This is a genomic window from Enterobacter sp. BIDMC 26 (genome assembly GCF_000534435.1).
GTDB classification, from domain to species: Bacteria; Pseudomonadota; Gammaproteobacteria; order Enterobacterales; family Enterobacteriaceae; genus Enterobacter; species Enterobacter ludwigii.
In genome coordinates, this window is record NZ_KI973182.1 from 3,461,608 (window position 1) to 3,483,818 (window position 22,211).

The 22,211-nt window shown below is 53.9% G+C and carries 22 protein-coding genes; 15 read left to right on the forward strand and 7 right to left on the reverse strand.

All coding sequences use genetic code 11. The annotated features are described in order from the left end of the window. Positions 1-35: 35 nt before the first annotated feature. From rng to csrD, 6 genes are all read right to left on the reverse strand, one after another. Positions 36-1,505: a ribonuclease G gene (rng, locus tag L462_RS07110; protein WP_014885432.1), complete on the reverse strand. Its 1,470-nt coding sequence runs from the start codon at positions 1,503-1,505 to the stop codon at positions 36-38. After that, complete coding sequence (locus L462_RS07105; RefSeq protein ID WP_014171859.1) at positions 1,495-2,088, reverse strand: Maf family protein; 594 nt, start codon at positions 2,086-2,088, stop codon at positions 1,495-1,497. The genes rng and L462_RS07105 overlap by 11 nt, the downstream gene beginning before the upstream one ends. Before the next feature lie 9 nt (positions 2,089-2,097). After that, entirely contained in the window at positions 2,098-2,586 is a 489-nt protein-coding gene (gene mreD, locus L462_RS07100; protein ID WP_032679070.1) for a rod shape-determining protein MreD, read from the reverse strand. Beyond that, entirely contained in the window at positions 2,586-3,602 is a 1,017-nt protein-coding gene (gene mreC / locus L462_RS07095) for a rod shape-determining protein MreC (RefSeq protein ID WP_014171860.1), read from the reverse strand. The genes mreD and mreC overlap by 1 nt, the downstream gene beginning before the upstream one ends. 61 nt (positions 3,603-3,663) lie before the next feature. Next, a complete protein-coding gene (mreB, locus tag L462_RS07090) occupies positions 3,664-4,707 on the reverse strand; it encodes a rod shape-determining protein MreB (RefSeq protein WP_000913396.1) in 1,044 nt (347 codons plus the stop codon). 281 nt (positions 4,708-4,988) lie between these two features. Beyond that, positions 4,989-6,929: an RNase E specificity factor CsrD gene (gene csrD, locus L462_RS07085; RefSeq protein WP_014171861.1), complete on the reverse strand. Its 1,941-nt coding sequence runs from the start codon at positions 6,927-6,929 to the stop codon at positions 4,989-4,991. 182 nt (positions 6,930-7,111) lie between these two features. Between csrD and L462_RS07080 the strand changes: the two genes are divergently transcribed. The 14 genes from L462_RS07080 (at position 7,112) to L462_RS07015 (ending at position 20,054) form a co-directional block, all read left to right on the forward strand. After that, positions 7,112-8,086: an acrylyl-CoA reductase (NADPH) gene (locus L462_RS07080; RefSeq protein WP_020883505.1), complete on the forward strand. Its 975-nt coding sequence runs from the start codon at positions 7,112-7,114 to the stop codon at positions 8,084-8,086. A 77-nt stretch (positions 8,087-8,163) separates the two neighbouring features. Further along, on the forward strand, positions 8,164-9,165 hold the full coding sequence (msrP, locus tag L462_RS07075) for a protein-methionine-sulfoxide reductase catalytic subunit MsrP (RefSeq protein ID WP_032679071.1): 1,002 nt from the start codon (positions 8,164-8,166) through the stop codon (positions 9,163-9,165). Next, positions 9,166-9,765: a protein-methionine-sulfoxide reductase heme-binding subunit MsrQ gene (gene msrQ, locus L462_RS07070; protein ID WP_032679072.1), complete on the forward strand. Its 600-nt coding sequence runs from the start codon at positions 9,166-9,168 to the stop codon at positions 9,763-9,765. It abuts the gene before it with no gap. Between the two features lie 234 nt (positions 9,766-9,999). Continuing rightward, on the forward strand, positions 10,000-10,452 hold the full coding sequence (aroQ, locus tag L462_RS07065) for a type II 3-dehydroquinate dehydratase (RefSeq protein ID WP_014171865.1): 453 nt from the start codon (positions 10,000-10,002) through the stop codon (positions 10,450-10,452). Between the two features lie 21 nt (positions 10,453-10,473). Then, the gene (gene accB / locus L462_RS07060) at positions 10,474-10,935 is read left to right on the forward strand and encodes an acetyl-CoA carboxylase biotin carboxyl carrier protein (protein WP_014171866.1); all 462 of its coding nucleotides are present in this window, start codon (positions 10,474-10,476) and stop codon (positions 10,933-10,935) included. Between the two features lie 10 nt (positions 10,936-10,945). Next, positions 10,946-12,295, forward strand: a complete 1,350-nt coding sequence (accC, locus tag L462_RS07055; protein ID WP_020883502.1) for an acetyl-CoA carboxylase biotin carboxylase subunit — start codon at positions 10,946-10,948, stop codon at positions 12,293-12,295. Positions 12,296-12,405: 110 nt separating this feature from the next. Further along, on the forward strand, positions 12,406-12,648 hold the full coding sequence (locus L462_RS07050; protein WP_006178860.1) for a YhdT family protein: 243 nt from the start codon (positions 12,406-12,408) through the stop codon (positions 12,646-12,648). Continuing rightward, complete coding sequence (panF, locus tag L462_RS07045; protein ID WP_020883501.1) at positions 12,638-14,089, forward strand: sodium/pantothenate symporter; 1,452 nt, start codon at positions 12,638-12,640, stop codon at positions 14,087-14,089. The genes L462_RS07050 and panF overlap by 11 nt, the downstream gene beginning before the upstream one ends. Before the next feature lie 11 nt (positions 14,090-14,100). Then, positions 14,101-14,982 (forward strand): 50S ribosomal protein L11 methyltransferase, encoded by an 882-nt coding sequence (prmA, locus tag L462_RS07040; protein WP_014171869.1) that lies wholly within the window; start codon positions 14,101-14,103, stop codon positions 14,980-14,982. Between the two features lie 137 nt (positions 14,983-15,119). Further along, positions 15,120-15,860 (forward strand): carbonic anhydrase, encoded by a 741-nt coding sequence (locus L462_RS07035; RefSeq protein ID WP_032679073.1) that lies wholly within the window; start codon positions 15,120-15,122, stop codon positions 15,858-15,860. Between the two features lie 330 nt (positions 15,861-16,190). After that, complete coding sequence (dusB, locus tag L462_RS07030) at positions 16,191-17,156, forward strand: tRNA dihydrouridine synthase DusB (protein ID WP_014171871.1); 966 nt, start codon at positions 16,191-16,193, stop codon at positions 17,154-17,156. A gap of 23 nt (positions 17,157-17,179) precedes the next feature. Further along, positions 17,180-17,476 (forward strand): DNA-binding transcriptional regulator Fis, encoded by a 297-nt coding sequence (gene fis / locus L462_RS07025; RefSeq protein WP_000462905.1) that lies wholly within the window; start codon positions 17,180-17,182, stop codon positions 17,474-17,476. 180 nt (positions 17,477-17,656) lie between these two features. Continuing rightward, positions 17,657-17,821, forward strand: a complete 165-nt coding sequence (locus L462_RS07020; RefSeq protein WP_020883498.1) for a DUF2556 family protein — start codon at positions 17,657-17,659, stop codon at positions 17,819-17,821. 139 nt (positions 17,822-17,960) lie between these two features. Then, positions 17,961-20,054, forward strand: a complete 2,094-nt coding sequence (locus tag L462_RS07015) for a putative bifunctional diguanylate cyclase/phosphodiesterase (RefSeq protein WP_014171873.1) — start codon at positions 17,961-17,963, stop codon at positions 20,052-20,054. Here L462_RS07015 and envR read toward each other — a convergent pair. Then, positions 19,985-20,677, reverse strand: a complete 693-nt coding sequence (envR, locus tag L462_RS24555; protein ID WP_072031459.1) for an acrEF/envCD operon transcriptional regulator — start codon at positions 20,675-20,677, stop codon at positions 19,985-19,987. The two genes, L462_RS07015 and envR, sit on opposite strands and share 70 nt — an antisense overlap. A gap of 383 nt (positions 20,678-21,060) precedes the next feature. Here envR and L462_RS07010 point away from each other — a divergent pair, with 383 nt between their 5' ends. Continuing rightward, positions 21,061-22,200, forward strand: a complete 1,140-nt coding sequence (locus L462_RS07010) for an efflux RND transporter periplasmic adaptor subunit (protein ID WP_032679074.1) — start codon at positions 21,061-21,063, stop codon at positions 22,198-22,200. The last annotated feature ends 11 nt before the right edge of the window (positions 22,201-22,211 follow it).

A 22,211-nucleotide genomic window follows, 5' to 3' on the forward strand; every position in this document is an offset into this window, starting at 1 on the left:
TCCTTGTCAGCTTTGGTCACGCGGCGTACCGCGTCTTACATCATCACGACGTCAAACTGCTCCTGGTTATAGAGCGGTTCGATTTGAACTTTTACCTGTTTGCCGACAAAGATTTCCACTTCCGCCAGCGCGTGCGACTCTTCGCCTTTCAGCGCTTCAGCCACCGCAGGGGAAGCATAGACCAGAAAACGATCGGAGTCGTAGGCATGATGAACGCGAACGATTTCACGCATGATCTCGTAGCAGACGGTCTCAACCGTCTTTACTGTGCCACGTCCGTGGCAGGTTGGGCATTCATTGCACAGCACATGCTCCACGCTTTCGCGGGTACGCTTACGCGTCATTTCCACCAGCCCCAGCTGTGAGAAGCCGTTGATGCTGGTTTTCACGCGATCTTTACTCAGCGCCTGCTCCAGCGAGTGCAGCACACGACGGCGATGGTCTTCATTACTCATATCGATAAAGTCGATGATGATAATGCCACCCAGATTGCGCAGGCGAAGCTGGCGGGCGATGGCCTGCGTGGCTTCGATGTTGGTATTAAAGATGGTGTCATCCAGGTTGCGATGACCGACAAACGCGCCGGTGTTGATATCCACCGTCGTCATCGCTTCGGTCTGATCGATGATCAGATAGCCGCCGGACTTCAGTTCAACCTTGCGTTCCAGCGCTCGCTGGATCTCATTTTCGACGTCATAGAGATCGAAGATAGGCTGACGCCCCGTGTAATGCTCCAGCAGACCAGGCATTTCGGGAATGTATTCGGCGGTAAATTCCAGCAACGCTTCATAGGTCAGGCGGGAATCCACGCGAATTCTGTCGAGCTGTGCATCGGCAAAATCACGCAGGACGCGCTGAGCCAGCGCCAGTTCGCCGTAAAGCTGGTAGCGGGTCTGGTTGCGTTTTTTACGCTCCATGACTTTGGTCCAGACGCGCTTGAGATAAGCCGCATCAGACGCCAGATCGTCTTCACTGATCCCTTCTGCGGCGGTACGGATGATAAACCCGCCCTGTTCATCGCAGTAAGCGCTGACCACTTTTTTAAGACGCTCGCGCTCGCTTTCGCTCTCAATGCGCTGCGAAACGCCCACGTGCGACGCGCCAGGCATAAAGACCAGATAGCGGGAAGGCAATGTAATGTCGGTCGTCAGACGGGCGCCTTTCGTGCCCAGCGGATCTTTGACGACCTGCACCATCAGATCCTGGCCCTGACGCACCAGTTCGGAGATATCGCGCACGGCAAACTGCTTTTGCTCTTCGCCCGCGACGCACTCGGTATGCGGCATAATGTCGGAGGCATGTAAAAATGCCGCCTTATCCAGTCCAATATCTACAAAAGCCGCCTGCATACCCGGTAGTACACGACTGACACGACCTTTGTAGATATTGCCTACTATTCCGCGCCGCGCTTCACGCTCAATATGAATTTCCTGAAGAATGCCACCATCAATATAGGCCACACGGGTTTCCGATGGCGTTACGTTTACCAACAATTCAGCCGTCATAATTATCCCTTCCCTCACGCAGTGAGTTAAAATTGCTCAGCAACTCATACGTTTCCACCAGCGGTAAGCCGACTACGGCGTGATAGCTGCCATTAATCTTCCTGACAAAACAGCCACCCAGCCCCTGAATACCGTATGCACCTGCCTTATCCATCGGTTCACCGCTGGTGATATAAGCGGCGATCTCGTCGTCGGTAAGCACTCTGAATGTCACGTCCGTCACCACCAGGCAATCCAGCACGTGCTGGCTGTCCGCCAGCGCGACGGCGGTCATTACCTGATGTGTTTGTCCAGACATTTTGCGCAGCATGCGCGCCGCATGTTCAGCGTCGTGCGGTTTCTCGAGCACTTCACCGTTAAGAATAACGATGGTATCTGCCCCCAGCACCGGCAAGTCACGCGGCGTTTGCGCCACGCCTGCCTGCGCTTTCTCACGCGCCAGTCGAGAAACGTACTGCTGGGCACTTTCGCCTTCGGCGCGTTTCTCTTCGATGCCCGTAACGATGCGTTCAAAGGAGACGCCCAGCTGAGTGAGCAACTCCTGACGACGCGGAGAACCAGAAGCAAGATATAGAGACGTCATAGAAACCTTTTATTGCACAGCAAACTGCTGGCGAACCTTACGCATCAGCAGGAACAGCCACGGCCAGAGCACACCGTTTACTACACTACTCCAGAACACTTCCGGTCGGAAAGAGACGTTGATCACTAAAAACTCTGCCCAGAAAACAACGATATCCGCAGCAAGCGACAACAACATCACCACCAACGCCTGTTGCCAGAGCGCGAGGTTACGAAAGAGCTGGAATTTAAGTGCGACGAGGTACGCAACAATACTCATGGACAAGGCGCGCACGCCAAGCGTAGAGCCACTAATGAGATCCAGTATGGCACCCATCACAAAACCTGTGCCGACATTTACGCGGTGCGGCAGGGCAAGGATCCAGTAGAGCAAAATGAGCAATACCCAGTTTGGCCGGAAAACGAGAATGTCGTCCGGCCAGGGCATGATTTGCAGTAACAGCGCAATGAGAAATGAGAGCCAGATAACCCAGCGTCCCTGGCTACGATAACTTGCCACTACTGCCCTCCCGAGGAGAGTTTAGGCGGTGGCGGTGCATCCGGCAGCGGCTGCGTTAGCCCCGTAGCAGGGGCCGGTACTGGCGCAGGGGGTCCCATGGCATCCGGTGCCGGCAGAACCTGCGGCATCATTTGCATCAGGCGTTCATTCGCGACGCGATGAACATCTTCAGGCGTCATGGGGTTAGCACCATTGCGGTCGGCGCCCCACAGCAGCAGCAGGTAGCGAAGACGCTGTAAACCCGCGGTTGGACGCGCCTGAATCACGGTATAGGCACGCTGCGTATCAAGCTTCACCGAAGAGACAACCGCAACCGGATACCCTTCAGGGAAACGTCCACCCAGACCCGACGTCACCAGAACGTCGCCCACACGAATGTCCGTGTTAGCCGGCAGATGTTCCAGCTGGAGATCGTCGGTACACCCGTTACCGGCCGCGATGACGCGAATGTCATTACGCAGTACCTGAATCGGCAACGCATGCGTGGCATCGCAGATCAGCAGAACGCGGCTGGTCAGTTTGGCCACAGCAACAACCTGGCCTACAACGCCTTTATCACTGATAACAGGCTGACCTTCATACACACCGTTCACGCTTCCTTTGTCGATCACAACCTGATCGCTGTAGGGATCGTTGACGGTGGAGATCACCTGCGTCACCATCTTCTGCTCATCCTGACGCAGCGGCGAGCCAAGCAGCTCACGCAGACGCGCGTTTTCCTGCTTATATTGTCCCAGCATCAGCAGCTCGCTGTTTTTCAACAGCAGTTCCTGACGTAATGCCCGGTTTTCGAGTTCGAGTTGGTCACGTGAAGACAACGTTTGAGAAACGGAGTCGAGCAACTCACGGGGACCATTTGAAATAAAGTAGAAAGGACTGACGGCGGTATCCATGTACGTTCTGATCTGACTGAACGTACCGAGGCGGCTATCGGCAATAATGACCCCAAGCGCAACCAGGACCGCCAGAATGAGGCGAAACTGTAGCGATGGGCCACGGCTAAAAATTGGCTTCATAGGCTATGCGTATTCTCGTGTCAGAGAGAAAGGGTAGCGATACGCTACCCTTTCACAATGACTACTCTTCGCTGAACAAGTCGCCGCCGTGCATGTCGATCATTTCCAGCGCCTTGCCACCACCACGGGCGACGCAAGTCAGTGGATCTTCTGCAACTACGACAGGAATACCTGTCTCTTCCATTAACAGGCGGTCGAGGTTACGCAGCAGCGCACCACCACCGGTCAGAACCATACCGCGCTCGGAGATGTCAGACGCCAGTTCTGGTGGGCACTGTTCCAGGGCAACCATCACTGCGCTCACGATACCGGTCAGAGGTTCCTGCAGCGCTTCCAGAATTTCGTTGGAGTTCAGGGTAAAGCCGCGTGGAACACCTTCAGCCAGGTTACGGCCGCGAACTTCGATTTCACGCACTTCATCGCCCGGGTAAGCGGAACCGATTTCATGCTTGATACGCTCAGCGGTCGCTTCGCCGATCAGGGAACCGTAGTTACGACGCACATAATTAATGATGGCTTCGTCGAAACGATCGCCACCGATACGTACGGAAGAGGAGTACACCACGCCATTCAGGGAGATAACGGCCACTTCAGTGGTACCACCACCGATATCCACCACCATAGAACCGGTCGCTTCAGAAACAGGCAGACCCGCACCGATTGCCGCCGCCATTGGCTCTTCAATCAGGAACACTTCACGCGCGCCTGCACCCTGGGCTGATTCACGGATTGCGCGACGTTCAACCTGGGTGGCGCCAACCGGCACACACACCAGAACACGCGGGCTTGGGCGCATGAAGCTGTTGCTGTGAACCTGCTTGATGAAGTGCTGAAGCATTTTTTCAGTCACGAAGAAGTCAGCGATAACGCCGTCTTTCATTGGGCGGATTGCGGCGATGTTGCCAGGGGTACGTCCCAGCATCTGCTTCGCGTCATGACCCACAGCGGCTACGCTTTTCGGCGAGCCGGCACGATCCTGACGAATGGCCACAACGGAAGGCTCATTCAATACGATGCCTTGTCCTTTAACGTAAATAAGGGTATTCGCGGTACCCAGGTCAATGGACAGGTCATTGGAAAACATGCCACGAAATTTTTTCAACATACTAAGGGATAATCCTGAAAGCTGGGGCGGAAAACAAAATCCGCTTACTTTACCAACCACACGCAGCAGCGACAAGGCGCAAAAATCATCTGCAGCGGTGAAAATTTGTGCAGTACGTATCCTGATGTTACAAATCTTTCCCTGATTCCCTCAGGGCTGAGTACACAGTAGCGTCCCTCACTGACATTTGTAACCCGCTAAAGGTCGTTCACTGGCTTTTTGCTCGTCATACTCAAAGCTACAGGCGCGATATTCTACGTGAAAACGGATTAAACGGCAGGTCAAACAGAGTATCTTTGCAAATATTTTTTCACATTGGTGTCAAGCGGCTGAGAGGAGGCAAAAAAATCCCCCTGACCGCCCGTCACACCGCGCTCTGTCAACATCTGCCATTCGCTTCTGGAGCGCACGCCCGTGGCAAAGACTTGTGTTCGCGTTCCCTTGCACGCTTCCACCAGACTCTGTACCAGCAGCTGGTTTTCCGTGCGCTTTTCAATGTTCCTTACCAGCCCCGGATGCAGCTTTAATAACTCCACATCCAGTTCCTTAATCCAGTTAGTACTGACCAGCGTTAAACCCGCCTGCGTGACCGCGACACGGGCACCTAGCGCATTAATCAACCGTACTACCGGACGTAACCGGCTGATGTGTTGACCCACATCCGCCTCAGCAAGTTCAAAAATAATGTGTTTGCGTTGCGATTTTTCGCATTGCATTAATGTATCACGCAACCAGCGCTGAAAACGCGGGCGAATTAACGACTCCACGGTAACCTGTAGCGCCAGGTTTTCTTCGGGCCAGAAGGATAAAAACGGCATGAGTCGGGTGATCTGCTGGCGGTCATACTCTTCAGAAAGCCCAAACTGCAGCACCATCGGTAAATATTCCGCGGAGATGACCTCTTCCGTACCGTCAAAAATACGGCACATCAGCTCACGGTGATGAACGTTCCCGTTTTTCATCACCGCCGGTTTTTGATAAATGCGCGGCCCGCCGCGGCTGAGCATTTGCTCTATCAACGTTCGCCAGCGCACATTGCCGCGCCCTTTTTCCGGTAACGAATCGTCATACACAGCCCAGCCGTTAGCGCCCTGCAACACGGCGTTGCGGGTTGCCGCTTCAGCATGTTCCATCACCTGTTCCGTCGACTGGCCGCCGCGCCAGGCACAGATGCCCATATGAACCATATCGTCCCTGTCGAGCATTTTGCTCTGCGGCAGCGCATCCACCGCTTTCAGCAGCTGGCTGGCGATGCTTTCTGACTCTTTCAGCGTACGGTGAGGCAGCAGCACGGCAAAGTCGCTGCGGTGATAACGGGCCAGCAGCGCACCCGGATAACGCATAATAAAGGTGGAGAGCAGGTTGATCAGCGTAAAGAGATTCTCTTCCGCCACGCGCTGTCCCCAGGTGTCGCGCAGCAGATCGAAATCGGGCAGGCGAATCATCATGACAACACCGTGCGTCCCGACTTTTTCCGGATCGTCCAGCAACGTGGCCAGTTGATTATCAAAGAAAAGACGGTTGTTCAGCCCGGTTTTATTATCCTGCGCAGCGTAAGAGCGGATCAGCGTGTCCATACGGCTGCGCTGGTCGCTGGCGAACTGAATTTCTGAGAGCAGCGTATCCAGCGCACTGCTGGCACGCGCAGGCCATTCATGGATCGAGCCACGCACCTGCGGGCCACGTTCACCGTTCAGTATTCGCACGGAACGCATCTCCAGCAGTTCCTGACCAGAGAGCTGACGGCGCAGCCAGCGAACCGCGAGAAAAATCAGCAGGACAATAAACGCGACGGCGACGGTGAGCGGCGCGGTGGTCATCATCGAGCGGAAGTAGCTGGCCATTGGATCGAGGTAGACCATGTTTATGGTCATGCCCGGGTTTTTAAGGGAGTGCACCGTCACTTCCCGGTACTGGCTTACCACGCCCGCAGGCCGATAGCTGTCCTGCCGGGCATGGCTTAAAACATTATGCTTTCCCTGCAGAATGTCGATTTGGACAATATCGACAGGTACCATCAACTCATCCAGCTCGCGGGACAGCGCCGGCAGCGGGGTGGTGAGGAGACGATTATCAATCACCGACGCGACAGACTGCACCCGATTAACCAGCTTGTCCTGAATGGCGTTATAAAAGCTCAGAGAACAGCCAAGGAGCGTGACAAAAATGGTTAGCCCCGTCAGTAAGGTGATAAAAGCCGAGAACTTCGTCGTTAATCGCATCCTTGAGATAACTCCGTGGGTTGAGGGGGTAGCGAGTAAGCGCTAACTTGCATTTCAAATGCGGCATACTATCAAACCTGGCGTATCTGGCAATTTATTGCGTTAAATCGGCATTGCTTTTCCCTGAGGGAGTATAGTCTTCAGGAGCTATTTTCCAATCATCTGAGTCGTGAGGACCCTGTATGCAGGCTTTGATCTTAGAACAACAGGACGGCAAAACGCTTGCCTCGGTGCAGGCCGTTGAAGAGAGCCGACTGCCGGCAGGCGAAGTGACCGTCGACATCGACTGGTCCAGTTTAAATTATAAAGATGCGCTGGCTATTACCGGGAAGGGTAAAATCATCCGAAATTTCCCTATGGTGCCAGGTATCGATTTTGCGGGCCGGGTTCATGCGAGCGAAGATCCACGCTTCCATGCCGGCCAGCAGGTGCTGCTCACGGGCTGGGGCGTGGGTGAAAATCACTGGGGTGGGCTGGCGACACAGGCGCGCGTGAAAGGCGACTGGCTGGTGCCGATGCCACAAGGCCTGGATGGTCGTAAAGCGATGATCATCGGTACCGCAGGCTTTACCGCCATGCTGTGCGTGATGGCGCTGGAAGATGCCGGTATTCGCCCTGAATCGGGTGAGATCGTCGTGACCGGTGCCAGCGGTGGTGTGGGCAGCACGGCGGTGACATTGCTGCACAAACTGGGTTACCAGGTTGCGGCAGTTTCCGGGCGCGAGAGCACCCACGCGTACCTGCGTCAGCTCGGCGCTAATCGCATCCTGAGCCGCGACGAGTTTGCCGAAACCCGTCCACTGGAAAAACAGCTCTGGGCAGGTGCGGTAGATACCGTCGGTGACAAAGTGCTGGCAAAAGTGCTGGCGCAGATGAACTACGGCGGCTGCGTGGCAGCCTGTGGTTTGGCGGGCGGTTTTGCCCTGCCCACCACCGTGATGCCCTTTATTCTGCGTAACGTTCGCCTGCAGGGTGTTGATTCCGTAATGACCCCGGCGGCGCGCCGCATTGCGGCCTGGGAACGTCTGCAGCGCGATTTGCCGGACACGTTCTTTACTCAGAGCGCAACCGAAATCACGCTTAGCCAGGCGCCTGAATATGCCAGCAAGATCATGGACAACCAGTTCCACGGCCGCGCGCTGGTGAAAATTGCCTAATCTTCAAATTTTCGTGACATATTCGCGCTAATCCCTCTCCTTCGTCATGCTTAGAAAAACGCATGACGGAGGATGCCATGAAAACCCGAAAACTGACGGAAGCCGACGTAACGTCTGAATCTGTCTTTATGTTACAGCGCCGCCAGATCCTGAAAATGCTTGGCATCAGCGCCACCGCACTGACGCTTTCCCCTGCGGCTCATGCCGACCTGCTCGACTGGTTTAAAGGTAACGATCGCCCGAAAGCCCCTTCTGGCGCCCCGCTCACCTTTACGAAGCCCGCTCAGTGGCAAAACACACTGACGCTGACGCCGGAAGACAAAGTGACCGGCTATAACAATTTCTACGAATTTGGTCTCGATAAGGCCGATCCTGCGGCCAACGCGGGGAGTATGAAAACCGATCCGTGGACGCTGAATATCGACGGTGAAGTGGCAAAACCGCTGACGCTGGACCATCACGATCTCACCACCCGTTTTCCACTGGAAGAGCGTATCTACCGCATGCGCTGCGTGGAAGCCTGGTCGATGGTCGTGCCCTGGGTAGGCTTCCCGCTGCATAAACTGCTGGCGATGGTTGAACCCACCAGCAACGCAAAATATGTCTCTTTCCAGACGCGCTACGCCCCGGACGAGATGCCGGGCCAGAAAGATCGGTTTATCGGCGGTGGGCTTGCGTATCCGTATGTCGAAGGGTTACGGCTCGACGAAGCGATGCATCCTCTTACGCTGCTGACCGTCGGTGTTTACGGCAAAGCACTCCCGCCGCAGAACGGCGCGCCTGTTCGCTTAACGGTGCCGTGGAAGTACGGTTTTAAAGGGATTAAATCTATCGTCAGCATTAAGCTCACCCGCGAACGTCCCCCCACGACCTGGAACCTGGCGGCGCCCGACGAATATGGCTTTTTTGCCAATGTGAACCCGCACGTCGATCATCCCCGCTGGTCGCAGGCCACCGAGCGATTTATCGGTTCCGGCGGCGCGCTGGATGTGAAGCGTCAGCCAACACTGCTGTTTAACGGCTACGCTGATGAAGTGGCGTCGCTTTACCGTGGCCTTAATTTACGGGAGAACTTCTGAGTGCGTTTAACGGCAAAACAGATATCCTGGCTGAAAGTGCTGTTGCACTTAGCCGGGTTGCTTCCTTTTATCTGGTTATTCTGGGCCGCCAGCCAGGGGCTTTTTAGCGCTGATCCGGCAAAGGATATCCAGCACTTTACCGGTCGGATGGCTCTGAAATTTTTACTGGCGACCTTGCTGGTGTCACCGTTAGCGCGCTACGCTAAACAGCCATTATTGATACGCACCCGCCGGCTTTTGGGGCTATGGTGTTTTGCCTGGGCGACGCTCCATTTGACCAGCTACGCCTTGCTGGAACTGGGCATTAACAACCTGGCACTGCTGGGCCGCGAACTGGTCACCCGTCCGTACCTGACGTTAGGTATCGTGAGCTGGCTGGTGTTACTGGCATTAGCACTGACATCAACGCAATATGCACAACGTACATTGGGCAGGCGCTGGCAACTGCTGCACAACTTCGTCTATCTTGTCGCGATCCTCGCACCCATCCATTATCTGTGGTCGGTGAAGATCCTCTCCCCGCAGCCCATACTCTACGCGCTGCTGGCTGTGGCGCTTTTAGCATGGCGTTACAAGAAGTTCCGTCAGTGGTTGCGATAATTCGCGAAACTGTGCGTTTTCCCGCAGAATCCCTGTCAACCGCGAATCTTTTTCGGATAGCGGTTGATAATCTTCCCTGATAAGACCAGTATTTAGCTGCCAAATGCTACGAAATCGTTATAATGTGCGACTTTGGTTTACCCGACAGCGGTTTTAGGCCTCTGAAAAGGTGACAATCGTGCTTCGAAGGTATATTTTGTTTTTTACCGGAGAATCGCAGGAGATAGCGGCACAATGGCTGATAAGTTCCATATCTTAGTTTTAAACGGACCGAACCTGAACATGCTCGGCACCCGCGAGCCAGAGAAGTACGGCTCGCTAACATTGAGTGAAATTGTTAACCGTCTGAGCACGGAAGCAACGTCGCTGAATGTGGATTTGGATCATTTTCAGTCGAACGCGGAGTACGCAATCATCGACCGTATTCATCAGGCTAAAGACACTGTGGACTATATCCTGATCAATCCGGCCGCGTTTACGCACACCAGTGTTGCTATTCGCGACGCACTGCTCGCAGTGAGTATCCCGTTTATCGAGATCCACCTGAGCAATGTGCACGCCCGAGAGCCGTTCCGCCACCATTCCTATCTATCAGATATCGCCGCTGGCGTTATTTGCGGACTGGGCGCTGACGGCTATTCATACGCTTTACAGACAGCGGTAAAACGCTTGTCACAATCACACTAAACAAGAGTACGGAACCCACTCATGGATATTCGTAAGATTAAAAAACTGATCGAGCTGGTTGAAGAATCAGGCATCTCCGAACTGGAAATTTCTGAAGGCGAAGAGTCTGTACGCATCAGCCGTGCAGCCCCAGCCGCTAGCTTCCCGGTAATGCAGCAGGCTTATGCTGCGCCAGTGCAGCAGCCTGCGCTTTCCGCAGCCGTTGCACCAGCAGCTGAAGCCGCACCTGCCGCTGCAGCAGAAATCAGTGGTCACATCGTACGTTCCCCAATGGTTGGTACTTTCTACCGCACCCCGAGCCCGGATGCGAAAGCGTTCATCGAAGTGGGTCAGAAAGTCAACGCAGGCGATACCCTGTGCATCGTTGAAGCGATGAAAATGATGAACCAGATCGAAGCAGACAAATCAGGCACTGTGAAAGCGATTCTGGTCGAAAGTGGTCAGCCGGTTGAATTTGACGAGCCGCTGGTCGTCATCGAGTAACGAGGCGAACATGCTGGATAAAATTGTTATCGCCAACCGCGGCGAGATTGCACTGCGTATTCTTCGTGCCTGTAAAGAACTGGGCATCAAGACCGTCGCTGTGCACTCAAGCGCGGATCGCGATTTAAAACACGTATTGCTGGCGGATGAGACGGTCTGTATTGGCCCGGCTCCGTCCGTAAAAAGCTATCTGAACATCCCGGCTATCATCAGCGCCGCTGAAATCACCGGCGCGGTGGCAATTCATCCGGGTTATGGCTTCCTCTCTGAGAACGCCAACTTTGCTGAGCAGGTTGAGCGCTCTGGCTTTATCTTCATCGGCCCGAAAGCTGACACTATCCGCCTGATGGGCGACAAAGTGTCCGCAATCACCGCGATGAAAAAAGCCGGTGTTCCAACCGTACCGGGCTCTGACGGTCCTCTGACCGACGACATGGATGCTAACCGTGCTCATGCGAAACGCATTGGCTATCCGGTTATCATCAAGGCGTCCGGCGGCGGCGGCGGTCGCGGTATGCGCGTTGTGCGTAGCGATGCTGAACTGGCTCAGTCCATCTCCATGACCAAAGCGGAAGCGAAAGCAGCTTTCAGCAATGACATGGTGTACATGGAAAAATACCTTGAAAACCCACGCCACATCGAAATTCAGGTGCTGGCTGACGGTCAGGGTAACGCTATCTATCTGGCAGAACGTGACTGCTCCATGCAGCGTCGTCACCAGAAAGTGGTTGAAGAAGCGCCAGCACCGGGCATTACGCCGGAACTGCGTCGCTACATCGGCGAGCGTTGTGCGAAAGCCTGTGTCGATATCGGCTATCGCGGTGCGGGTACTTTCGAGTTCCTGTTCGAAAACGGCGAGTTCTACTTCATTGAGATGAACACCCGTATTCAGGTAGAACACCCGGTTACCGAAATGATTACCGGCGTTGACCTGATTAAAGAACAGCTGCGTATCGCTGCGGGTCAGCCTCTGTCCATCAAACAGGAAGAAGTTGTGGTCAAAGGCCATGCGGTGGAATGCCGTATCAACGCCGAAGACCCGAATACCTTCCTGCCAAGCCCGGGTAAAATCACGCGTTTCCACGCGCCGGGTGGCTTTGGTGTGCGTTGGGAGTCTCATATCTACGCGGGTTACACCGTACCGCCGTACTATGACTCCATGATCGGTAAGCTTATCTGCTACGGCGAAAACCGTGACGTGGCAATTGCCCGCATGAAGAACGCCCTGCAGGAGCTGATCATCGATGGTATCAAAACCAACGTTGAACTGCAGATGCGTATCATGAGCGACGAGCACTTCCAGAATGGTGGGACTAACATCCACTATCTGGAGAAAAAACTCGGTCTGCAAGAGAAGTAATCGCGCAGTCACGCCAAAAAGGCCGGATAATCCGGCCTTTTTTTATTTCTGGGGATCGGAAAGCCCCATCATGTACAATCCCCGCTTTATTCATCCACAAGGGACAAAAAATGGACAAGCGTTTTGTTCAGGCCCATAAAGAAGCGCGATGGGCGCTGTGGCTGACCCTTCTCTATCTTGCCGCATGGTTGGTGACCGCTTACTTACCTGACTCGGCTATTGGCATTACCGGCCTGCCTCACTGGTTCGAAATGGCCTGCCTGCTGGTGCCGCTGGTCTTTATCCTGCTGTGCTGGGCAATGGTGAAATTTATCTACCGGGATATCCCGCTGGAGGATGATGATGCAGCTTGAAGTCATTCTGCCGCTGGTCGCGTACCTGGTGGTCGTGTTTGGTTTGTCCGTTTATGCAATGCGTAAGAGGACAACCGGCACTTTCCTGAATGAGTATTTCCTCGGCAGTCGCTCGATGGGCGGTGTCGTGCTGGCCATGACGCTTACCGCCACCTATATCAGCGCCAGCTCGTTTATCGGTGGCCCCGGTGCAGCCTATAAATACGGGTTAGGTTGGGTGCTGCTGGCAATGATTCAGCTGCCTGCCGTCTGGCTCTCGCTGGGTATACTGGGTAAAAAGTTTGCCATTCTGGCACGCCGTTATAACGCCGTGACGCTCAACGATATGCTGTTTGCGCGCTACCAGAGCCGTCTGCTGGTGTGGCTGGCAAGCTTGAGCCTGCTGGTCGCGTTTATTGGTGCAATGACGGTGCAGTTCATCGGCGGGGCACGTCTGCTGGAAACCGCTGCAGGGATCCCCTATGAGACGGGCCTTATCATCTTTGGGGTGAGCATTGCGCTGTATACCGCGTTTGGCGGATTTCGCGCCAGCGTGCTGAACGATACGCTGCAGGGGATGGTGATGCTCGTTGGCACAATCGTTCTGCTGGTGGGAATTGTTCACGCCGCAGGTGGTCTGAGCCATGCCGTTGAAACTCTGGAAGCGATTGACCCGAAACTGATTTCCCCGCAGGGTGCGGATGATATCCTTTCGCCAACATTTATGACGTCGTTCTGGGTGCTGGTGTGCTTTGGTGTTATTGGCCTGCCGCATACCGCCGTGCGTTGTATCTCGTATAAAGACAGCAAAGCCGTTCACCGGGGTATTATTATCGGGACGGTCGTTGTTGCAATCCTGATGTTCGGCATGCATCTGGCGGGTGCGTTAGGACGTGCGGTGATCCCCGACCTTACGGTTCCCGATTTGGTGATCCCGACCCTGATGGTCAAAGTGCTTCCGCCTTTTGCCGCGGGGATATTCCTCGCCGCGCCAATGGCCGCCATAATGTCGACCATTAACGCCCAGCTACTGCAGAGTTCCGCTACGATCATTAAAGATCTCTATCTGAACCTGCGTCCTGAGCAGGTTCAAAATGAACGACGCCTGAAGCGTATGTCGGCGGTGATTACGCTCGTTTTAGGCGCGCTGCTGCTGTTAGCCGCATGGCGTCCGCCGGAGATGATCATCTGGCTGAACCTGCTGGCGTTTGGCGGGCTTGAAGCCGTCTTCCTGTGGCCGCTGGTATTGGGCCTCTACTGGGAGCGCGCCAACGCTGCCGGCGCCCTGAGCGGCATGATTGTCGGCGGTGTGCTGTATGCCGTGCTAGCTACATTTAAAATTCAGTACCTGGGCTTCCATCCTATTGTGCCTTCGTTACTGTTAAGTTTACTGGCGTTTGTGGTCGGGAACCGTTTCGGTCAGCCTGTCCCACAGCCCGCTACGATTTCTACTGATAAATAAAGAGTTTTGCCATGCCGTGGATCCAACTAAAACTGAATACAACCGGCGCTAACGCCGAAGAGCTAAGCGATGCGCTGATGGAAGCCGGTTCGGTCTCCATCACCTTCCAGGACACGCATGACACGCCGGTGTTTGAGCCACTGCCGGGCGAAACCCGCCTGTGGGGTGATACCGACGTTATTGGCCTGTTTGATGCAGAAACTGACATGAAAGAGGTTGTCGCGATCCTGGAAAATCATCCGCTGCTGGGTGCGGGTTTTGCACACAAAATCGAACAGCTGGAAGACAAAGACTGGGAACGCGAGTGGATGGATAACTTCCACCCAATGCAGTTCGGTAAACGTCTGTGGATCTGCCCGAGCTGGCGTGACGTTCCGGATGAAAACGCGGTAAACGTGATGCTGGATCCGGGCCTGGCATTTGGGACCGGTACTCACCCGACGACTTCTCTGTGCCTGCAGTGGCTGGACAGTCTGGATCTGGACGGCAAGACGGTGATCGACTTCGGATGCGGATCCGGGATCCTCGCTATCGCGGCGCTGAAACTGGGCGCGGCCAAAGCCATTGGGATCGATATCGATCCACAGGCTATTCAGGCCAGCCGTGATAACGCTGAGCGCAACGGCGTTTCTGACCGCCTTGAACTGTATCTGCCGGATGCGCAGCCAGAAGCCATGAAAGCCGATGTGGTGGTGGCGAACATTCTGGCCGGCCCATTACGCGAACTGGCCCCGTTAATCAGCGTGCTGCCCGTTGACGGCGGTCTGCTGGGGCTTTCCGGGATCCTGGCAAGCCAGGCTGACAGCGTATGCGAAGCCTACGCCGATCTTTTCGCCCTCGACCCGGTGGTCGAAAAAGAAGAGTGGTGTCGTATTACGGGCCGTAAAAAGTAAGCCATTGGCGTGGTCATCTGACCACGCCTCTCTTACTCCGATAATCCTCTCTTCCCGTGCCCTTCTCCGGTAAAATACCCACACAAAACATATTGATAAAAATGGTTTGAACCACAATAATTCACCGGAAGAATACTATGACCCACTTTACTGGCAAGGCAGCGCTCTTCGCGCTGAGCATTATCTCGGCTTCAGCCTGCGCATCACACTGGAGCTACGAAGGCGAAGGCGCACCGGAACACTGGGGCGAACTGGACGAGGCCTATAAAACCTGTCAAAGCGGGATGAACCAGTCCCCCATCAACATTGAATCCACTGCTAACGCGCACCTCTCCCCGCTGCAAACACATTACATTGATGGCCCTGTGACGCTGACGAACAACGGCCACACCATTCAGGCAAGTGAAAAGCCGGAAACCCGCGATACCCTTACCCTCGATAAGCAAACCTGGACCCTGCAACAGTTCCATTTCCACGCGCCGAGCGAAAACACCGTGCATGGCAAGAAATTTGCGATGGAAATGCATCTGGTGCACAAAAACGCGGCCGGTGAGCTGGCGGTGGTGGCGGTCATGTTCGATAAAGGGGCCGCGAACCCGGAACTGAATAAGCTGTGGAGCGTCATGCCTGAGCAGGCCGAACAGAACGTCTCCATTAAGCAGGATCTCAATCTGAACAAGCTGATTCCAAAAGATAAAACGTACTGGCGCTTTAGCGGCTCGTTGACCACACCGCCGTGCTCAGAGGGGGTAACCTGGATTGTACTGAAGCACCCGCAGACCGTCTCTACAGAGCAGCTTGAGAAATTCTCCCACATGATGCACCACGAAAATAACCGCCCGGTACAACCCCTTCATGGTCGCGTAGTCGTCGAATAATGCGCATTTTTCGCATGCAGATCATGTTCTAAAATGCGACTCAGATCGCAAACAAGCGGGATAATCTGCTGCTAAAAACAGCAGATTATCCCGCTCAAGTGATGCATTTATTCAGAAATGATGAGAAGTTACGGGAAATTGTAAGCGGCTATAAAATAATCATTCCATCATAACTTTATGATTTAACAGGTTTATAATTTTCACCTGAAGGACAGAGCGGCGATTCCTTGATCTACAACAGTGGATTGTTCAAAGTTTGGCCTTTCATCTCGTGCAAAAAATGCGTAATATACGCCGCCTTGCAGTCACAGTATGGTCATTTCTTAACTCATGCGCATCGGACACTACCAGCTCAGAAATCGCCTGATCGCAGCCCCAATGGCAGGTATTACCGACCGGCCGTTCAGGACGCTGTGCTATGAGATGGGGGCAGGTTTAACCGTTTCCGAGATGATGTCGTCTAACCCACAAGTGTGGGAAAGCGATAAGTCCCGCCTTCGGATGGTGCACGTTGATGAACCAGGTATTCGCACCGTGCAAATTGCCGGAAGCGTGCCTGAAGAGATGGCAGATGCCGCGCGGATTAACGTGGAAAGTGGCGCCCAGATTATTGATATCAATATGGGTTGCCCGGCCAAGAAAGTGAATCGCAAGCTTGCAGGTTCAGCCCTTCTGCAATACCCCGACCAGGTGAAGTCTATCCTGACCGCGGTTGTCAGCGCAGTGGACGTTCCTGTTACGTTGAAGATTCGCACGGGTTGGTCGCCGGAACACCGTAACTGTGTAGAGATTGCCCAACTGGCCGAAGACTGTGGCATTCAGGCCCTGACCATCCATGGACGCACTCGCGCCTGTTTGTTCAATGGTGAAGCTGAATACGACAGCATTCGGGCAGTTAAGCAGAAAGTTTCCATTCCGGTTATCGCGAATGGTGACATTACTGACCCGCTTAAAGCCAGAGCTGTGCTCGACTATACGGGAGCTGATGCTCTGATGATAGGACGTGCCGCTCAGGGAAGACCCTGGATCTTTCGGGAAATCCAGCATTATCTGGACACTGGGGAGTTGCTTGCCCCACTGCCACTGGCAGAGGTAAAGCGCTTGCTTTGTTCGCATGTTCGGGAATTGCATGACTTTTATGGTCAGGCAAAAGGGTACCGAATTGCGCGTAAACACGTATCCTGGTATCTCCAGGAGCACGCTCCAAATGACCAGTTTCGGCGCACATTCAACGCCATAGAGGATGCCAGCGTACAGCTGGAGGCGTTGGAGGCATACTTCGAAAATCTTGCGTAATGAAATAAAGAGCTGACAGAACTATGTTCGAACAACGCGTAAATTCTGACGTACTGACCGTTTCTACCGTTAACTCTCAGGATCAGGTGACTCAAAAGCCCCTGCGTGACTCGGTTAAACAGGCACTGAAGAACTATTTTGCTCAACTGAACGGTCAGGATGTTAATGACCTGTATGAGCTGGTACTGGCTGAAGTTGAACAGCCACTGTTGGACATGGTGATGCAATACACCCGCGGTAACCAAACCCGCGCTGCCCTGATGATGGGTATCAACCGTGGTACACTGCGTAAGAAACTGAAAAAATACGGCATGAACTAATTTCGGTTAGCGAAATGCTTGTTTAAAAAGGCGCTACCTGGCATGGGGATGCGCCTTTTTTATTGCCCGCGCCTGTCACCGTCAAGGCTGTGTAAACCTTCGTTTATCCCCCTTTTAAACCGCGACTTTTCGTGTATATTTCCACCACCTCACTGAACCTCTTCGCCCGGAACGATACGCATGATTCGTAAATACTGGTGGCTGGTTGTATTTGCTGTCTCGGTTTTCCTCTTCGACGCGCTCCTGATGCAGTGGATTGAACTGATGAGCACTGAAGCCGATAAGTGTCGCAATATGAATTCCGTAAATCCGCTAAAATTAGTGAACTGCTCAGAACTCGACTAACCGCCTGACGTCGCTAAACTCACTGTTATGACCCACTAAAAACGGGGATTTAAATCCCTTTGAGCCGTTACCTTACAATGATAATGTCTCGCCCTTCTCAACCGCGCCTGCGTAACCTCACACTCGAGTAGAACCGATCATGCTGGTTAGCCAATACAACCATATCCTCGTCGTCCTCTCCTTTGTTGTTGCTATCCTTGCTGCCTATACCGCGCTGAATATGGCTGCTCGTGTTGCCGGGAGTCAGGGCGTGGCTGCGCGCGTCTGGCTGGCCGGCGGCGGTATTGCCATGGGGATTGGCGTGTGGGCCATGCATTTTATCGGCATGCTGGCGATGGACCTCTCCATGAGCATGCGCTACAACGCGACCCTGACGGTGCTATCCATGGTTATCGCCGTGGGCTCGTCACTGTTTGCGCTGTGGCTCGTTAGCTGTGAGCAGTTACGTTTGCGCCGTCTGCTGCCCGGTGCGTTAGTGATGGGCTGCGGCATTGTGGCGATGCATTACACCGGCATGGCGGCGCTGGAAGTCTCTCCCGGTATTATCTGGGACAAAACATGGGTGGCCATTTCGGTTGTCATTGCGCTTGCGGCTTCGCTCGCCGCATTATGGCTGACGTTCCGCTTGCGGCATGAAGCGTCTCAGGTGTCGCTGATGCGTTTTGCCGCCGCCGTTACGATGGGGATCGCCATTGCCGGTATGCACTATGCCGGGATGAAAGCCGCTCAGTTTCCCATGTCGACCATGACACACCATGAAGGTATTAACGGCAGCTGGCTGGCAGTACTGGTCAGCGTCGTCGCACTCTCCATACTGGGGATCACGCTGCTGGTCTCGATGCTGGATGCCCGCCTTCAGGCACGAACCTCCCTTCTGGCCTCATCCCTTGCAGAAGCGAACCGCGAACTCGCTCAACTGGCTTTGCAGGATACGCTGACGCGTCTGCCAAACCGTGTTTTGCTGGAGGACCGACTCGATCAGGCCATCAGCAAAGCTGACCGTGAAGGCACCCATTTTGCACTGATGTTCATGGATCTCGACGGGTTTAAAACCATCAACGATGCGTACGGCCATGATGTCGGTGACAGACTGCTTGTCGCCGTGACGCAGCGCCTGCTCACGCCCCTGAAGGGTCAGTTCACCCTTGCCCGTATCGGTGGTGATGAGTTTGTTCTGCTGGCAGAAGGAGAAGGTCCGGATGATGCGGCCTCGCTGGCCAACTCGCTGGTTCGCGCTATCGATAGCCCGTTCAATCTGGATCCCTATGAACTGGTGGTAACCCTTAGCATTGGTATCGCGCTCTATCCCCACGACGGTAAAACCGAGCGCGAGCTGATGTTTAACGCCGATGCGGCGATGTACCACACGAAGCACATGGGCCGAAACGGTTATCACTTTTTCCAGCCCTCCATGAACACCCTGGCGCAGACCCATCTCCAGTTGATGAACGATCTGTGGCTGGCTATCGATCGTAATGAACTGCGCCTGCTTTATCAGCCAAAATTCCACGCACCGGCGGGTCCTGTCCTTGGGTTCGAGGCGCTATTGCGCTGGCAACACCCGAAGCAGGGATTGCTGACGCCAGACCTGTTCCTGCCGCTGGCGGAAAAAACGGGGCTGATCATCCCGATTGGTAACTGGGTGCTTAATGAGGCCTGCCGTCAGTTGCGGGAGTGGCACCTTCAGGGGCATCAAAACTGGTCGATGGCGGTGAACCTGTCGACACTGCAGTTTGAGCAACCTTCACTGGTTAAAACGGTGCTCGACTGCCTGACACGTCACAACGTACCGCCGGAGATGCTGATCCTTGAAGTGACGGAAACCACGGCGATGAGCAACCCGGATGAGAGTGTGCGCGTGCTGACAGAGCTGACGGACGCGGGCGTGAAAGCGTCCATTGATGATTTTGGTACCGGCTACTCCAGCCTGCTTTATCTCAAGCGCCTGCCGGCCTGTGAATTGAAAATCGACAGAGCGTTCGTGAAAGAGTTAAGCGGTGAAAGCGAAGACGCCACCATTGTCTCAGCGATCGTGGCCCTGGCAAAAACGCTAAATCTGAAAGTCGTAGCGGAAGGGGTGGAAACCGAAGCACAGCAAACCTTTTTGACGGCGCTGGGCTGCAACACGCTTCAGGGCTATCTGTTGGGCAAACCGGTCAGTGCTCAGACCATCGAAACGCTCTGCGCGCAAGGGGAAATGTTACCTGGCGCTGAGCTAAAATCATCCTCATGAGGCGACACCCGCACGACAGGGAGTGTCGCCAGAATGCTATCAACCAGCGCAGGAGCCTGCTGATAAAGATTAAAGCTGCTGTTATTCATTAACCAGTTTTTAATGATTCCGCTGAAAAAACCGTGGAAAACAATCAGGGTCAGATCAACATTTACCTGTGACGAAATGAGGTTCAGAGAAATACAGTCCTGCAACGTGGTACGTAAAGACTCATAATTAAAACCAATACGTTTTCTGATTTCACACTCTGAAATCATATCGCTATTAAATTCACACTTATGATACAAAATTTGCAAAAGAGCGCATTGCCGAGGCTCATGTGCAATATATTGCAACGCAGCAATAAATTGCTCACGAAGCATTAACAAAGGATCGCTGCCCGCAGAAAGAGAAAGTCTGTCACGAATGATGTCACGAAACGGTAATTGCTGTTCCCAGATGGCATTAAATATTTCTGATTTACTGGTAAAATGCCAATAGATGGCACCCCGTGTAACATTTGCTGCATCCGCGATATCCGTCAGCGTCGTGTTCGCCACGCCCCGCGTCGCAAACTGCCCGATAGCCGCTTCAATCAGCTGCTGACGGGTCTGTTGAGCCTCTTCTTTCTTTTTACGCGCCATAGACGACTACTCGTTACTCACAAGGTTTATATTTACACGGATCAGGTACACGAAAGTATTCACTACTTTGCGTTTTAATTTTGCACAAAAAAAGTCAAATCGCTTAATTAATAATTTAGACAAATGCATAGATATAATTAAATTCATGAGACGAATAATTGAACCACGTTAAATGCCATTTATCTGATTAACCAGCCAGAAGTATATCCTCGCTAACACCAGGTTTGATTCTGATTTTTGCCTTAAGGCCTGTTCATTCGCACTTATAAATTAAAAAACATTAATTACCCTCATTATTATACGCCCTACATTTTATTTTTATCCCTCTGCCCTGCTACCGATTCACGGCAAATATCGGTTCATGGGTATTTAAAGGAACAGTAATGACGAATTATTTCAGACGTTTGCCCTTATCCGGTTTTATTGTCTGCGCGGTACTGCTCACTGGATGCGATGGTCAGGAAAACCAACCACCGCATCCGCAGGCGCCTCAGGTCAGCGTGCATATAGTGAAAAGCGCCCCTCTGGCTGTCACCACCGAACTCCCGGGCAGAACAGATGCCTTTCGCGTTGCGGAGGTTCGTCCTCAGGTAAGCGGCATCATATTGCGTCGTAACTTCACAGAGGGAAGTGATGTAAAAGCCGGCGAGTCACTTTATCAGATCGATCCTGCCACCTATCAGGCCGCGTATGACAACGCGAAAGGTGAACTCGCGAAGGCCCAGGCGGCGGCTAACATTGCGCACCTGACGGTAAAACGTTATCTCACGCTGGTTGGCACGCAGTATGTCAGCAAGCAGGAATACGACCAGGCCGTGGCGACAGCGCAGCAAGCAGATGCCAGCGTCGTTGCCGCACAGGCAGGCGTTGAAAGCGCGCGCATTAATCTTGCCTATACCAAAGTGACGTCTCCCGTCGAGGGTCGCATCGGTAAATCCAGCGTCACCGAAGGCGCACTGGTGACGAACGGGCAAGCCGCAGCCCTGGCAACGGTTCAGCAGCTTGATCCGATGTATGTCGACGTCACCCAGTCCAGCAGTGATTTTATGCGTCTGAAGCAGACGAGCCTGCAAAAAGGAGAGGCCACCAGCACCGTTGAGCTGGTGATGGAGAATGGTCAGCCCTACCCGTTGAAAGGTACGCTGCAGTTCTCGGATGTCACGGTCGACGAAAGTACCGGCTCTATCACCTTGCGCGCGATTTTCCCAAACCCACAGCACCTGCTGTTGCCTGGCATGTTTGTCCGGGCCCGCATTGATGAAGGCACACAGCCTGATGCGATTCTGGTCCCACAACAAGGCGTGACCCGCACGCCGCGCGGTGATGCATCCGTTCTGGTGGTTAACGATAAAAACCAGGTTGAGTCACGTACCGTCGTTGCCCCTCAGGCGATTGGCGATCGCTGGCTGGTGACGGAAGGGCTGAAAAATGGCGACCGCGTCATTATCAGCGGCTTACAAAAAGTCAGACCGGGCGCTACCGTCGTCGCGACGCCTGATACCACCACGACTCCAGCCGGTTAAGGGACGACGAC

What these genes read in the sequence shown, in the direction of transcription:
- aroQ (WP_014171865.1), top strand. Translation starts at nt 10,000, where the DNA reads ATGGCTGATAAGTTCCATATCTTAGTTTTAAACGGACCGAACCTGAAC.
- mreC (WP_014171860.1), bottom strand. Translation starts at nt 3,602, where the DNA reads ATGAAGCCAATTTTTAGCCGTGGCCCATCGCTACAGTTTCGCCTCATT.
- L462_RS07050 (WP_006178860.1), top strand. Translation starts at nt 12,406, where the DNA reads ATGGACAAGCGTTTTGTTCAGGCCCATAAAGAAGCGCGATGGGCGCTG.
- L462_RS07105 (WP_014171859.1), bottom strand. Translation starts at nt 2,088, where the DNA reads ATGACGTCTCTATATCTTGCTTCTGGTTCTCCGCGTCGTCAGGAGTTG.
- accB (WP_014171866.1), top strand. Translation starts at nt 10,474, where the DNA reads ATGGATATTCGTAAGATTAAAAAACTGATCGAGCTGGTTGAAGAATCA.
- rng (WP_014885432.1), bottom strand. Translation starts at nt 1,505, where the DNA reads ATGACGGCTGAATTGTTGGTAAACGTAACGCCATCGGAAACCCGTGTG.
- L462_RS07015 (WP_014171873.1), top strand. Translation starts at nt 17,961, where the DNA reads ATGCTGGTTAGCCAATACAACCATATCCTCGTCGTCCTCTCCTTTGTT.
- L462_RS07080 (WP_020883505.1), top strand. Translation starts at nt 7,112, where the DNA reads ATGCAGGCTTTGATCTTAGAACAACAGGACGGCAAAACGCTTGCCTCG.
- dusB (WP_014171871.1), top strand. Translation starts at nt 16,191, where the DNA reads ATGCGCATCGGACACTACCAGCTCAGAAATCGCCTGATCGCAGCCCCA.
- L462_RS07010 (WP_032679074.1), top strand. Translation starts at nt 21,061, where the DNA reads ATGACGAATTATTTCAGACGTTTGCCCTTATCCGGTTTTATTGTCTGC.
- fis (WP_000462905.1), top strand. Translation starts at nt 17,180, where the DNA reads ATGTTCGAACAACGCGTAAATTCTGACGTACTGACCGTTTCTACCGTT.
- L462_RS07035 (WP_032679073.1), top strand. Translation starts at nt 15,120, where the DNA reads ATGACCCACTTTACTGGCAAGGCAGCGCTCTTCGCGCTGAGCATTATC.
- L462_RS07020 (WP_020883498.1), top strand. Translation starts at nt 17,657, where the DNA reads ATGATTCGTAAATACTGGTGGCTGGTTGTATTTGCTGTCTCGGTTTTC.
- csrD (WP_014171861.1), bottom strand. Translation starts at nt 6,929, where the DNA reads ATGCGATTAACGACGAAGTTCTCGGCTTTTATCACCTTACTGACGGGG.
- mreB (WP_000913396.1), bottom strand. Translation starts at nt 4,707, where the DNA reads ATGTTGAAAAAATTTCGTGGCATGTTTTCCAATGACCTGTCCATTGAC.
- panF (WP_020883501.1), top strand. Translation starts at nt 12,638, where the DNA reads ATGCAGCTTGAAGTCATTCTGCCGCTGGTCGCGTACCTGGTGGTCGTG.
- accC (WP_020883502.1), top strand. Translation starts at nt 10,946, where the DNA reads ATGCTGGATAAAATTGTTATCGCCAACCGCGGCGAGATTGCACTGCGT.
- msrP (WP_032679071.1), top strand. Translation starts at nt 8,164, where the DNA reads ATGAAAACCCGAAAACTGACGGAAGCCGACGTAACGTCTGAATCTGTC.
- prmA (WP_014171869.1), top strand. Translation starts at nt 14,101, where the DNA reads ATGCCGTGGATCCAACTAAAACTGAATACAACCGGCGCTAACGCCGAA.
- envR (WP_072031459.1), bottom strand. Translation starts at nt 20,677, where the DNA reads ATGGCGCGTAAAAAGAAAGAAGAGGCTCAACAGACCCGTCAGCAGCTG.